Here is a 12,965-nt window from a genome sequence, read left to right as displayed (position 1 = left end):
GCAGCATGGACGAGACCGCGCTTTCCATCACCGCGCATGACAGCATCCACGCCATCGGCGCAGAGGTCTGGGATGCCTGCGCCTGCCCCGAGGCAGCAGGTGGCGGGCGACCCGACGACCCGTTCACCACGCACCGCTTTCTCGCGGCGCTGGAGGATAGCGGCTCGGTCGGTCCCGGCTCCGGCTGGCGGCCGCATTACCTGACGGTCGAGCGCGCGGGCGAGGTCATCGCCTGCGCACCGCATTACCTCAAATCCCACAGCCAGGGCGAATATATCTTCGATCACAACTGGGCCCATGCCTATGAGCGCGCGGGCGGGCGCTACTATCCCAAGGCGCAGATCGCGGTGCCGTTCACGCCGGTCACCGGGCGGCGGCTTCTGGTGCGCCCCGGTTTCAATGAGGCAGGCCGCGCGGCGCTCTTGCAAGGCGCGACCCTGCTGGCGGAGCGCAGCGGGCTGTCCTCGCTGCACATCACCTTTTGCACTGGGGCAGAGGCAGAGACCGGGGCGGCGGCGGGGCTCTTGCCGCGCCAGACCCAGCAATATCACTGGCAGAACCGGGGCTATGGCCGGTTCGATGATTTCCTTGCCGATCTGGCCTCGCGCAAGCGCAAGACCATCCGCAAGGAACGCGCCCGCGCGCAGGGCTTTGGCGGCGAGATCGTGACGCTGTCGGGCGGCGATCTGCGCTCTGAGCATTGGGAGGCGATGTGGGGCTTCTACCTCGATACCGGCGCGCGCAAATGGGGCACGCCCTACCTCACGCGGGCGTTTTTCGAGATCGCACAAGAGCGCCTGCGCGACGATGTGCTGATGGTGCTTGCGCTGCGCGAGGGCCGCGCGGTCGCGGGCGCGCTCAACCTGATCGGGCGCTCGGCGCTCTTTGGCCGATACTGGGGCTGCATCGAGGATCACCCCTGCCTGCATTTCGAGCTGTGCTATTACCGGGCCATGGACTTCGCCATTGAATCGGGGCTGCAAAGGGTAGAGGCTGGCGCGCAGGGCGAGCACAAGCTCGCGCGCGGCTACCTGCCCCGGCCCATCCACTCGCTGCACTGGCTGCGCGATCCGGGCTTTGCCGAGGCGGTGGCGCAATATCTCGACGCCGAGCGCGCCGCCATCCGCGACGAGATCGAGGTGCTCACCGGCTACGGCCCCTTCCGCAAGACCGATATGGAGGATCACGAATGACCGAGAAACTGAGCGACACCGCCCGCAAGACCACGCTTGCGCCGCTGCTGGAAAACGGCTGGGCGATGGTCGAGGGGCGCGACGCCATCGCCAAGACCTATAAATTCGCCGATTTCGCCGATGCGATGGGCTTCATGACCCGTGCGGGCATCTGGGCCGAGAAATGGAACCACCACCCGGAATGGTTCAACGTCTACAACCGCGTCGAGGTGACTCTCTCGACCCATGACGTGGGGGGCCTGAGCGCGCTCGATGTCAAGCTCGCACGCAAATTCGACGGCCTCGCGGGCTGAGGCGGCGGAAATGGGTATTTAGGCCAAGAAGAAACCCGGTGCGGCTTCTTCTTGGTTAAAATACCCAAACTCCGTGCGCGCCGTCAGAGCGCCGCGAGCAGCGCCTCGCCGCCCGAGATCTCGCAGGTGCCGGGGCTTTCCTCGACATGCAGCACGGTGACCTTGCCATCCTCCACCGCCATCGCGTAGCGCTTCGAGCGCCCGATCAGCCCCGCCGGGGGCGCGTCGAAATCCATGCCGATGGCCTTGGTAAACGCGCCCTGCGGATCGCCGAGCAGGGTGATCCCGGCCTCGGTCGCACCGGTCGCCTCGCCCCACGCTTTCATTACGAACGGGTCATTGACGCTGAGGCAGATGATCTCGTCCACGCCCTTGGCGTCGAAACCGGCCTTGGTGCGGATGAAACTTGGCACATGCGCCACCGAACAGGTGGGCGTAAACGCTCCCGGCACCGCAAAGATCACCAATTTGCGCCCCTTGCTCAGCGCTGAGACGCTGACCGCCTCGGGCCCGTTCTCGCCAAGTTTCAACAGCTCTGCCTCGGGCAGGGTGTCGCCGGTGGATATGGTCATGGTCGCGTCCTTTCTCCTGTCGCGTTGTCGTTTGATGTAACCATATTGCGGTGCTAGGCAAGGTGCCACGGCAAAAGAGCACGAGGGGGCGGGCATGGCGCATGTGGTGGTGATCGGCGCGGGGCAGGCGGGGGCCTCGCTGGTGGCGCGGTTGCGTGGGCAGGGGTTTGACGGCGCGATCACGCTTCTGGGCGAGGAGCCGGTGCCGCCCTATCAGCGCCCGCCGCTCTCCAAGGCCTACCTGCTGGGCGACATGGCGCTGGAGCGGCTGTTTCTGCGCCCCGCGCAGTGGTATGACGAGGCCGGGATCGACCTGCGCCGGGGCACCCGCGTGACCGCGATCGACCGCGCCGCGCGCGAGGTGGTGATGGGCGAGGCGCGGCTGGCATATGACACGCTGGTGCTGGCCACCGGCGCGCGCCCGCACCGCCTGCCGCCCGCGATGGGGGGTGATCTGGGAGGCGTGCATGTGGTGCGCAGCCTCGCGGATGTCGATGCGCTGGCACCGGGCGTGGTGGCGGGGGCGCGGCTGCTGATCGTGGGCGGCGGCTATATCGGGCTGGAGGCGGCGGCGGTGGCGGCAAGCCGCGGCATGAAAGTGACCCTGATCGAGATGGCCCCGCGCATCCTCGGGCGCGTGGCCGCCCCCGAGACTGCCGATTATTTCCGCGCGCTGCACGCCCGCCACGGCGTCGATATCCGCGAGGGCGTGGGGCTGGAGCGCCTGCTGGGCGAGGGCCATGTGCAGGGCGCGCGCCTCAGCGATGGTAGCGAGATCGCCGCCGACATGGTCATCGCCGGGATCGGCGTGACCCCCGATACCACGCTGGCCGAGGCGGCGGGGCTGGCAATCGACAACGGCATCGCGGTGGACGCGCAGGGCCGCAGCTCTGATCCTTTGATCTGGGCTGCGGGCGATTGCGCATCGTTTCCATACGGGGGCGGGCGGCTGCGGCTTGAGAGCGTGCCCAACGCCATCGACATGGCAGACTGCGTGGCCGACAACATCCTTGGCGCGGGGCGCGACTATGTGCCGAAACCGTGGTTCTGGTCGGATCAATACGATGTGAAATTGCAGATCGCCGGGCTGGGCGCGGGCCATGACCGGATCGTGACGCGGGGCGCGGGCGACGCGGTGTCGTTCTGGTATTACGCGGGCGAGTGTCTGCTGGCGGTGGACGCCATGAACGACCCGCGCGCCTATATGGTGGGCAAGCGCCTGATCGAGGCGGGGCAGAGCGCGGACCCCGCGCGCGTGGCCGATCCCGCCACCGATCTCAAGGCGCTCTTGCGGTGAGGATCATCGGCGGCGCGCATCGGGGCCGGACGCTTGCCAGCGTCGGCAAGGGTGATGCGGCCGCGCATCTGCGCCCCACCTCCGACCGGGTGCGCGAGGCGCTCTTCAACGTGCTGGCGGGCGGCTATGGCGATCCGGTGACGGGCGCGCAGGTGCTCGATCTTTTTGCCGGCACCGGCGCGCTGGGCCTTGAGGCGCTGTCGCGCGGGGCCGAGGCGGTCAGTTTCATCGAGAGCGGGCGCAAGGCGCAGGCCCTCTTGCGCCAGAACATCGCGCTCTGCCGCGCCGAGGCCGAGACGCGCGTATTCCCCGTGGACGCCGGCAAGCCCGGTCCCAACCCCGGCGCGCCGCATGACCTGGTGTTCCTCGATCCGCCCTATGGCAAGGCCCTGGGCGAGGCGGCGCTTGCCGCCGCTTTCAAGGGCGGCTGGATCGCCCCCGGCGCGCTGATCGTCTGGGAGGAAAGCGCCGCCATCACGCCGCCCGAGGGGCTGCGCCTCATCGAGGAGCGCCGCTATGGCGATACGATGATCCGGTTTCTGGAGGCGGGGTAGCGGGATACCGGAAAGCGTCTGCGTCCTGTAAAGGGTTACCCTGCATCATCATCCTTGCCTGATGACTTGGTCAACTCTTTCGCCGCTTGTCCCGGTTTCATCTGGTTCACGATCAAACCCCCGACGATAGCACCGGGAACGGGCATCCCCATCATCGCACCTATCCCGGTTGCGCTAAGAATGATCCCGGTTGGCACGGTTACCTCGACCATATTCTCGGCAGAGGCGTAATGCGCCAGCTTGTGACGCAATAGCCCGCGATATTCCCGCAGCCAAAGCACCAACCGGTCGGCTTGGCCATCTGCAAGCGTGTCACCCGGTTCGGGCAACCCCGCCAACAAAGCAGATAACTTGCCGGTAAACTCGTCAATAAAGGCCAGAACCTCGTCGCGCACTTCGGGTGTCAGGTGGTTCATGCCGCGCACGCTTTCCTTGAAAGCGCCAAGCTGATCCATCAACCCGGCCCCGGCCACCGCCAGCGCATCACGATTGACCGCCACCCGTTGTTGCATCGCTGTTTTGGCGCTATCCGTGACCGGTTGTGGGTCGGCACCTTGGCCCGAGCCTGCATCAGCAGCCCCTTGATATCCTTCCCATATCCCCCGGATCACCGGATTCGCACCCTCTGGCCCTTTCTCCCATGTCTTGGGGTCGATCAGCGCGATTTTTTCCAGCATTTCCCATGTGCGCGCGGCATCGCCCAGCATCGGGCGACCGTCAAGCAGGGCATCGTACCAGTCAATCCAGAACTGCCAGTCTTGCGAATCCGGCGCATCGGCCACCTGTGTTTTAACCCTGCCCCACGCCTCGGCCAGTGGACCCGACCCGTTGGACCAGAGCGTAAGGACGTCTGGCGATTCACCACTCGCCACAAATTCAGCATCCTCTCTGAAAGCTTCCAAAACGCCGACGGCGACAGCGGCGGCGGCAGCGATGGCGGCAGGGGCACCGTGGACGCCGTAGGCGGGGGCGGATGTATCGGCGGCCGCATCCGTAGCGGCATCTGCGGCAGCAACGGCGGCGGCGGGGGCGGCGTGGGCTGCGGGATAGCCGGAGGCAGTGGTGGTGGCGTCGTCGGCGGCGGCGGCAGCGGCAAGCGCCGCTGCGGCCCTGATATCCCCGGTTGGCAATTTGGCGGCAACCGAAGATATCAAAATGCAACGCAAAATCGGTAAAGCTGTCAATTCACGCTCGCGCGCCCACTCTTCACTCAGCACGTCATCCCACCACAGCGGCAGCACCCGCGACGCCGCACGGGACGCGATCCAGACCGCCACCTCGCGCGGCTGATCCTCTAGCCACGCCTTGAGGGTCTCTTCCTCGCTGATATCCGAAACACTCACCATCCCCGCAAACCTTGCCCCGCCCTTGCCCCCAAGTCCAGCGCCCGCCGCGTGAAACCCGGCCCTATGGCAACGGCGTGATCCGGTTTCCCGGCGCGCTCTCGCCCCCCACAAAAGGCCCGGCCCGCGCTGGGGCGGGCCGGGGGGCGTCATTGCTGACGAGGGGGACATCGGGCCTTGTTTTACCAGTCGGTCGGGCCTTTATCGGCGAACTGGTGGACAAGGAAATCAATGAAGGCGCGCACCTTGGGCTGGGTAAATCGCCCCGGCGGGTAGACCGCGAAAATGCCCTGCGTGTCGACCGGCAGATCGGGCATGGCGTCCTCGACCAGCCCTTCGGCCATCGCGCGGGCATAGAGGAACGAGGGCAGATAGGCGATGCCAAGCCCGGAAATCGCCGCATTGAGCAGCGATTGGCCATCGTTGACGCTGAGGCCCCCCGCCGTGCGCACCTGGCGCTTCTCGCCCGAGGGGGCGGTGAGTTTCCACACCGCGTTGCCGCCCTGGCTCGAATAATGCAAGAGCTTGTGCTCGTTGAGATCGTCGATCCGCTCAGGCCGCCCGTATTTCTCGAAATAGGTGGGGCTGGCGATCATCCGGCGCGTCGTCTCGGACAGTTTGCGCGCGCGCAGGGTGCTGTCCTCAAGGTCACCGATCCGCACCGCCATGTCAAAGCCCTCGGAAATCAGCTCTACATAGCGGTTGTTGAGCACCATGTTGACGGTGATATCGGGGAAATCCTCAAGAAACTGGCCAAGGATCGGCGACAGGTGATTGACCCCGAAATCGGTTGCCACCGAGATGCGCAAGAGGCCCGAGGGATCGGACTGCATGGAACTGACCAGCGCATCGGCCTCGCCCGCGTCGTTGAGCACCCGTAGCGCCCGGTCGTAATAGGCAAGGCCGATCTCGGTGGGGCTGACGCGCCGCGTGGTGCGGTTCAGGAGCCGCGCACCGAGCCGCGCCTCGAGCGAGGAGACATGTTTGGACACGGCGGATTTCGAGATGCCCATCTTGCGGGCCGCATCGGTAAACCCGCCCTGATCCACTACGGTGGCGAACGCTTCCATTTCCGTCAGGCGATCCATACTCATACCTCTTCTTCCAGTCAGGTTCCTGTCTGACGGAAAAATCGGGCGCAACTGCGGCGCGTGCCTGACAATATCGGGGTGTTACCGGGATCGTCGCCACACGGGAAACATGGATACACGGCAAATTGAGGTGATCTCGGATCATGTCGGGTTACGATCCGCTCGACTCGGAATCACCTCAAGGAGGATATGCCATGAGACCGCTTTTCGCACTGACCCTTGCCGCCACACTCGCGGCTTTTGCGCCCGCACTGGCGCAGGAAACCCCCGCGCCCGAGGGTGCGGAGGTCTATTTCGTCAATCTCGAGGATGGGGCTGCGGTCACAAGCCCGGTCACGGTGATCTTTGGCCTGAAGGGCATGGGGGTTGCGCCTGCGGGCACCGAGAAGGCGGCGACCGGCCATCATCACCTTCTGGTGGATCGCCCGCCCTTTGGCCAGGGCGAGGGCGGCGCCGAGGAATTGAGCTATGGCCTGCCCGCCGACGACCATCACCGGCATTTCGGCGGGGGCCAGACGCAGGTGACGGTCGATCTCGCGCCGGGACAGCATACGCTGCAACTCGTGCTTGGCGATGCCAACCACGTCCCGCATGATCCGCCCGTCATGTCGGAGGTCATCACCGTCACGGTGAAATGACGCCTCAGAGCGTGGCCGCCAGCCGCGTGCCTTGATCTATGGCGCGTTTCGCGTCCAACTCGGCGGCGACATCCGCGCCGCCGATCACATGCGCGAGGATGCCCTTCTCGGCCAGCGCATCGGCAAGGCTGCGCTCGCTGATCTGGCCCGCGCAGAGCACCACGGTATCGGCCTCGATCACCGTGGGCCGCTCGCGCCCCTCGCCGAAAGAGATATGCAGCCCGCGCGCGTCGATACGCTCGTAATTGACGCCCGCCACCATCTCCACGCCCTTCATCCGGAGCGCGGCGCGGTGAATCCATCCTGTCGTCTTGCCCAGCCGCTTGCCGGGCCGTTCCGCCTTGCGCTGCAACAGGGTCACGGCTCGCGCGGGCGGCACCGGGGCGGGGCCGCCGGGGGCCAGCCCGCCGCGCACATCCGCCGGGTCGCCCACGCCCCATTCGGCACGCCAGAGGGCAATATCCTCGGTCGGGCTCGCCCCCTCATGGACAAGGAATTCCGCCACGTCGAACCCGATCCCGCCCGCGCCCACCACGGCCACGCGGCGGCCGACCTTGGCACGCCCGCGCAGCACGTCGATATAGCTCAGCACGTTGGGGCCGTCCTGCCCCTCGATGCCCGGATCGCGCGGCACCACGCCGGTGGCCACGATCACCTCGTCATAGCCGCTCAGATCATCAGCGGTGACAGCCTGCCCCAACCGCTGCACCACGCCGCTCTCGGCCAGCATGGTCTTGAACCACGCGACCAGCCCGTGAAACTCTTCCTTGCCTGGCACCTGCCGCGCCATGTTGAGCTGACCGCCGATCTCGCCTGCCTTGTCGTAAAGCGTGACGCGATGCCCCCGCCCCGCCGCCGTGATCGCCGCCGAGAGGCCCGCAGGCCCCGCCCCGACAACGGCGATGCGTTTGGGCGCGTCGGTGGGGGTGATGACCAGTTCGGTCTCGTGGCAGGCGCGCGGATTGACAAGGCAGGAGGTGAGCTTGCCCGAGAAGGTATGATCGAGGCACGCCTGATTGCAGGCGATGCAGGGCGCGATGGTCTCGGCGCGCCCCTCGGCGGCCTTGGTCACGAATTCCGCGTCGGCAAGGAAAGGCCGCGCCATCGACACCATATCCGCCACGCCGCCCGCGATCAGATCCTCGCCCACCTGCGGCGTGTTGATCCGGTTTGAGGTGATGACGGGGATGCCCACCTTGCCCATCAGTTTACCCGTGACCCATGCCCAGCCCGCGCGCGGCACGGAGGTGGCAATCGTCGGCACCCGCGCCTCGTGCCAGCCGATGCCGGTGTTGAGGATGCTTGCGCCTGCACGCTCCACCTCCTGCGCAAGCTGCACCACCTCTGCATGGGTGCTGCCCTCGGGGATGAGGTCGATCATCGACAGGCGATAGATCACGATGAAATCGGGGCCGACGGCGGCGCGGGTGCGGCGCACCACCTCGATGGGCAGACGCATCCGGTTCTCGTAAGAGCCGCCCCAGCGGTCCTCGCGCTTGTTGGTGTGGGTCACAAGGAACTGGTTGAGGAAATAGCCCTCCGACCCCATGATCTCGACCCCGTCATATCCCGCCTCGCGGGCGCGCACCGCCGCCGTGACAATATCGGCGATCTGCTTCTCGATCCCATCCTCGTCCAACTCGCGCGGCACAAAGGGCGAAATCGGCGATTTGATCGGCGAGGGGGCGACGCACTCCTTGCCATAGGCATAGCGCCCGGCATGGAGGATCTGCATGGCAATCAGCCCGTCTGCGTCGTGCACCCGGTCGGTGACGACGCGGTGATTGGCGATGTCCTCGGGTGTGAACAGCCCCGCCGCGCCGGGAAACACGCCGCCCTCGCGGTTCGGTGCCATGCCGCCCGTGACCATGAGGCCCACGCCACCGCGCGCGCGAGCGGCATAGAATTCCGCCACCCGGTTCCAGTCGCGCGTCTCCTCCAGCCCGGTATGCATCGACCCCATGAGCACGCGGTTTTTCAGCGTGACATGGCCCAGATCGAGGGGCGCGAGAAGGTGCGGATAGTCGGTCATGGCGTGGCTCCCTTGGCTGGGGTCAGAGTGGCGCAGCGCGGCGCGATTGTCACCGGGGAACGCTGCGTTACCGGGGGGGCTTGGGTATTTGGACCAAGAAGAAACCGGGGGGCGGGGGGCGCGGTCAAACCCACCGCCCCGCATCCATGCGCTGATGCAGCACCCGGAATATCTCCACCGCCTACCCGGTGTCGCGGAATAACACAACGTGGCGACCGACCGAAACCTTTCGACAGGCGGGCAGCACATCGTCGGCGGGTCTTGATGGCGTGCTGTCGTCGCAAAGCCCGACTATCGCGGCGCGGATGGTGTCGAGATAGCCATTGGCCCGGTCACGGCCCCACCGGTCGGCGGAGTAGGTCCAGATGTCGCGCAGATCGGTCTCGGCCTTGCGCGACAGGCGCAGCCGCTTCATGCGGGATGCTTTGCATTCATGTCTGACAGGAAGTCGTCGAAATCGAAACTTTCGTTAAAGCCGCTCTCCTCGTCCTTGATGATCTCGGCGCGCAGGCGGTCGAGCTTTTGTTCAGCCTCCTCCAGCATCCGAAGCCCCGCGCGCACCACGTCGCTGGCAGAATTGTAGCGGCCCGAGGCCACGGCGCGGGCGATGAATTCGTTGAAATGGTCGCTGAGAACGACGGAGGTGTTGCGGGGCATGGGGTATCTCCTTCGGAGGGAAGCATACCAATTATTGGTATCTCTCTCAACCCCGCAGGCCCGGCCCCCTCACTCTTCGCCCTCAACGCGCCCGCGCAGCGCCTTGACCTCGCCGCGCTGTTTCTTGGTCGCCACGCGCTTGCGCTTCTGGTTGGCCGACACCCGCGTCGGGATGCGGCGCTTGGGCTTGATCGTGGCCTGCCGGATCAGCTCTGCCAGCCGCTCGCGCACGATGTCGCGGTTGCGGGTCTGGCTGCGAGTCTCGTCGCATTGCAACACCAGCGCGCCCTCCTTGGTCCAGCGCCGCCCCGCCAGCCGTCTCAGCCGCGTCTTGACCGGGCCGGGCAGGTTGGGCGAGCGTTCCGCCTCGAAGCGCAGCTCCACCGCGCTGGCTACCTTGTTGACATTCTGCCCGCCGGGGCCGGAGGCGCGGATGAACTGCTCGGTCAGTTCCCAATCCTCGATGGCGATTTCGTCGGTGATCCGTAGCATGGGCGGTTCCGGTTAACGGGGTGCGCGCGTCCTGGCGCGAATCGTGCGGTTCGTGCGCTGAACCCTGCGGTTGAAAAGGGCCGCCCCGGTTCGGGACGGCCCTCTCGAAGTTGCGGAGGCGGGCCGGTCAGGCACGCGCCAATCCGGTTGGCTTTCGCCTCGGGGCTGCCCTAGACGGCGGCCTCCCGGACTGTCCCGGCACCTCGCTCCAATACCTCTGATGACACTGGACCACCTCCTTTCGCTTGTTGAAACCTGATCCCAGCGTGCCACAGATCTTGCCATTGTCAAAACAAAATCATGTGGTGCGCGGGAATTTTACCGCAGGATCGTGATTACCCGCCCTGAAGCACCGCCACGCATTGGCGCGGCAGATCGGCCATTGTCAATTCGCGCCGTGGCTTGGGCGCGGGGGCGTTCGGATCGCGCGGCGCGGGCGGCGGCGGGTTGAGGATGTTGCGCACCCATTCCTCTGCCTCGGCACAGCCATCGCCCGGCGGGGGCGCGGCCTGTTCCACGCAACCCGTTGCATTGTCGGGACATTTCAGCCGCACATGGAAATGGTAGTGATGCCCCCACCAGGGCCGCACCTTGCGCAGCCAGGCGCGGTCGCCGGTCTCGTCGCGGCACATCTGCACCTTGGCCCCGGCAAAGATGAAGATGCGCGCGGTGCGCGGGTCTTGCGCGGCGGCCTTGACGATCTCATGATGCGCGCGGGTCCAGTTGCTGTTGGTATAGGCTCCGTTGGCGCGCTGCATGGAGATCGAGGAGATGTTTTCGCGCGCCGTGCGGCTTAGCGTCAGGTCATCGGCGGGGCGCAGCCAGATATCGGCATCAAGCCCCACCTGGTGGCTGGCATGGCCCGACAGCATCGGCCCGCCGCGCGGCTGGCTGAGATCGCCGACGTAAAGCCCGCTCCAGCCCGGCTGCTGCGCCGCCATGCGCGACAGTTTCGAAATAAGATCAATGGTTTCCGGGTGGCCCCAGTTGCGGTTGCGGCTCAGGCGCATGGCCTGCCATGTCGGCCCCGTCTCGGGCAGGGCGGCGCCACCGGCAAGGCAGCCCTTGGCATAGCTGCCATAGGCCGCCGGTGCATGTTCCGAGCCGCGCGCCTGTGCGCCGAAAAGCTGTTTCGCGTGCACGCCCTGCATCGCGGCGGGGATGCTCTGGCTCGACAGGATGCCCGCGCGCGGGGCGGGATCATCGGCCCCCATGCAGCCCGCGAGGGCGAGGGTGGCAAGGATGGAGAGGCGTTTCACGGCGTGCGGTCTCCCTCAGATCTGACCCAGTGTAGCAGAACAAGGCCGATCACGAAAAGCCCGATCACCGGTGCCACGCCGATGCGCGCGCTGCCCGTGAGCGTGGTTACCAGCCCGATGAGCGCCGGGGCGAGAAACGCGGTTGCCCGCCCCGAGAGGCCATAGAGGCCGAAATTCTCGGTCGGGGCGGCAGGGTCGGTGTGGCGCACCATCAGCGTGCGGCTCGCCGCCTGAAGCGTGCCGCCAAGCCCGCCGATGAGCACGCCGCAGCCGAAGAACACCGCGTCGGGCAGGGTGGAGCCGGGGGCCAGCGCTATGCCGAAGATCTGGCTGCGATCCATGCCCACGACGGTGATACAGACCGCCATCAGCCCCCAGATCGCGGCGATGATGACCGGCTTGGGGCCAAAGCGCGCGTCAAACCTGCCGCCCGCCCAACTGAACAGCGCCGCCGAGATCGCGCCGATGATGCCGAAAATCCCCACCGAGGTGATCGACCAGTTGAGCACCAATATCGCATAGGTGCCGCCAAAGCCGTAAAGCCCGTTGAGCGCATCGCGGTAGAGCATCGATGAGCCGAGATAGGTGCTGAGGCTGAGGCGGTGGCGCAGCCCCTTGATGGTCTTGCCCAAAAGCCCGAGCGCCGCGCCGATCCCGCCGCCTGTGCCCGCAGGCCCCGCATCGCGCACCCACAGGAAATAGGGCACCATGAACACCGCGAACCACAGCGCCGTGAACGGCCCGACAAAGCGCGTGCCCTCGCGCGCGGCCGCGTCAAGGCCAAAGGCCGGGTCGAGGCCGATAAGCGTCTTGCCGCTGGGCTGTTCGACAAAGAGGAGCAGCATGATGAGAAGCGACAGCACCCCGCCCGCATAGCCAAAGGCAAAGCCCGATCCCGAGATCGCGCCCACCTCTTCCTCGGTGCCGAGCGAGGGAAGCTGCGAGTTGATGAAGATGAGCGCGTATTCCGCCCCGATGAAGCCGATGCCAAAGGCAAAAAGGCCGAACCACAGGTTCGAGCCATCGGGCACCATGCCCCAGATCGCCGCCGCCCCGACTACATACATCGCAGAGAAGACGATGATCCATGGCAACCGCCGCCCCGTCGTGTCGGCAAAGGCCCCCATGATCGGCGCGCCCAGCCCGATGATGAGCCCGCTCACCGTCAGCCCGGTGGACCAAAGCGCCTGTGCGCGCGCATCCGCCGCCGCCTCGGGCAGGCCGGTGCCGAGATAATATTCCGCCGCGACCGAGGCGAAATACGGCCCGAAAATGAAGGTGATGAGAAGCGTGTGATAGGGCTGGCTCGCCCAGTCGAAAAAGAACCAGCCCCAGATGCGCTTGCGCTGCGAAATCGCTGCCATGCCGTCCCCCGCCCGTTTGACGCGATAAGACAGGCTCGGGCGCGGGCTGGCAAGCTGTTGTTGCGCGGTGGTGGGCGGGATCGTGTTGTGGGATGCGGGGGCGGCAGGCAGCGTGAAGGGGCCGGGCGGTCGGGCGCTCGCGCGGCGGTGCCTGCGGCACCTTAATTCCGCGCGGGGGCC

General features: G+C 66.5%; 14 protein-coding genes. 5 read left to right on the top strand and 9 right to left on the bottom strand.

Annotation, left to right across the window (positions count from 1 at the left end; all coding sequences use genetic code 11):
• Window positions 1-5: 5 nt before the first annotated feature.
• On the top strand, window positions 6-1,193 hold the full coding sequence (locus ABIE58_RS03885) for a GNAT family N-acetyltransferase (RefSeq protein WP_354543372.1): 1,188 nt from the start codon (window positions 6-8) through the stop codon (window positions 1,191-1,193).
• Complete coding sequence (locus ABIE58_RS03880; protein ID WP_354543371.1) at window positions 1,190-1,486, top strand: 4a-hydroxytetrahydrobiopterin dehydratase; 297 nt, start codon at window positions 1,190-1,192, stop codon at window positions 1,484-1,486. Before ABIE58_RS03885 ends, ABIE58_RS03880 begins: the two co-directional genes overlap by 4 nt.
• A gap of 83 nt (window positions 1,487-1,569) precedes the next feature.
• Here the strand turns inward: ABIE58_RS03880 and ABIE58_RS03875 are convergent, their stop codons facing one another.
• On the bottom strand, window positions 1,570-2,058 hold the full coding sequence (locus tag ABIE58_RS03875) for a peroxiredoxin (RefSeq protein ID WP_354543370.1): 489 nt from the start codon (window positions 2,056-2,058) through the stop codon (window positions 1,570-1,572).
• A 94-nt stretch (window positions 2,059-2,152) separates the two neighbouring features.
• Here ABIE58_RS03875 and ABIE58_RS03870 point away from each other — a divergent pair, with 94 nt between their 5' ends.
• Window positions 2,153-3,355 carry an NAD(P)/FAD-dependent oxidoreductase gene (locus tag ABIE58_RS03870; protein WP_354543369.1) on the top strand — a complete coding sequence of 401 codons (1,203 nt, stop codon included), beginning with the start codon at window positions 2,153-2,155 and terminating at the stop codon, window positions 3,353-3,355.
• The gene (gene rsmD, locus ABIE58_RS03865) at window positions 3,352-3,909 is read left to right on the top strand and encodes a 16S rRNA (guanine(966)-N(2))-methyltransferase RsmD (RefSeq protein WP_354543368.1); all 558 of its coding nucleotides are present in this window, start codon (window positions 3,352-3,354) and stop codon (window positions 3,907-3,909) included. Before ABIE58_RS03870 ends, rsmD begins: the two co-directional genes overlap by 4 nt.
• Window positions 3,910-3,944: 35 nt before the next feature.
• Here the strand turns inward: rsmD and ABIE58_RS03860 are convergent, their stop codons facing one another.
• Window positions 3,945-5,186 (bottom strand): hypothetical protein, encoded by a 1,242-nt coding sequence (locus tag ABIE58_RS03860; RefSeq protein ID WP_354543367.1) that lies wholly within the window; start codon window positions 5,184-5,186, stop codon window positions 3,945-3,947.
• Between the two features lie 248 nt (window positions 5,187-5,434).
• Entirely contained in the window at window positions 5,435-6,340 is a 906-nt protein-coding gene (locus ABIE58_RS03855; RefSeq protein WP_354543409.1) for a LysR family transcriptional regulator, read from the bottom strand.
• A gap of 197 nt (window positions 6,341-6,537) precedes the next feature.
• On the opposite strand from ABIE58_RS03855, the gene ABIE58_RS03850 reads away from it, so the two are divergent.
• The gene (locus ABIE58_RS03850; protein ID WP_354543366.1) at window positions 6,538-6,981 is read left to right on the top strand and encodes a DUF4399 domain-containing protein; all 444 of its coding nucleotides are present in this window, start codon (window positions 6,538-6,540) and stop codon (window positions 6,979-6,981) included.
• 4 nt (window positions 6,982-6,985) lie between these two features.
• Here ABIE58_RS03850 and ABIE58_RS03845 read toward each other — a convergent pair whose 3' ends face one another.
• From ABIE58_RS03845 to ABIE58_RS03820, 6 genes are all read right to left on the bottom strand, one after another.
• Complete coding sequence (locus tag ABIE58_RS03845; protein WP_354543365.1) at window positions 6,986-9,013, bottom strand: oxidoreductase; 2,028 nt, start codon at window positions 9,011-9,013, stop codon at window positions 6,986-6,988.
• Between the two features lie 181 nt (window positions 9,014-9,194).
• The gene (locus ABIE58_RS03840) at window positions 9,195-9,428 is read right to left on the bottom strand and encodes a type II toxin-antitoxin system RelE/ParE family toxin (protein ID WP_354543364.1); all 234 of its coding nucleotides are present in this window, start codon (window positions 9,426-9,428) and stop codon (window positions 9,195-9,197) included.
• On the bottom strand, window positions 9,425-9,670 hold the full coding sequence (locus ABIE58_RS03835) for a type II toxin-antitoxin system ParD family antitoxin (RefSeq protein ID WP_354543363.1): 246 nt from the start codon (window positions 9,668-9,670) through the stop codon (window positions 9,425-9,427). The genes ABIE58_RS03840 and ABIE58_RS03835 overlap by 4 nt, the downstream gene beginning before the upstream one ends.
• A gap of 69 nt (window positions 9,671-9,739) precedes the next feature.
• The gene (gene arfB / locus ABIE58_RS03830) at window positions 9,740-10,162 is read right to left on the bottom strand and encodes an alternative ribosome rescue aminoacyl-tRNA hydrolase ArfB (RefSeq protein ID WP_354543362.1); all 423 of its coding nucleotides are present in this window, start codon (window positions 10,160-10,162) and stop codon (window positions 9,740-9,742) included.
• Between the two features lie 335 nt (window positions 10,163-10,497).
• The gene (gene mepA / locus ABIE58_RS03825; protein ID WP_502950061.1) at window positions 10,498-11,376 is read right to left on the bottom strand and encodes a penicillin-insensitive murein endopeptidase; all 879 of its coding nucleotides are present in this window, start codon (window positions 11,374-11,376) and stop codon (window positions 10,498-10,500) included.
• Window positions 11,377-11,417: 41 nt separating this feature from the next.
• Window positions 11,418-12,785 (bottom strand): MFS transporter, encoded by a 1,368-nt coding sequence (locus ABIE58_RS03820; RefSeq protein WP_354543361.1) that lies wholly within the window; start codon window positions 12,783-12,785, stop codon window positions 11,418-11,420.
• Window positions 12,786-12,965 lie beyond the last annotated feature (180 nt).

This window comes from Roseovarius sp. MBR-78 (assembly GCF_040547535.1).
Lineage (GTDB): Bacteria > Pseudomonadota > Alphaproteobacteria > Rhodobacterales > Rhodobacteraceae > Roseovarius.
The sequence above is the reverse complement of the archived record's forward strand: the minus strand, read 5'-3'. Positions and strand labels throughout refer to the sequence as shown.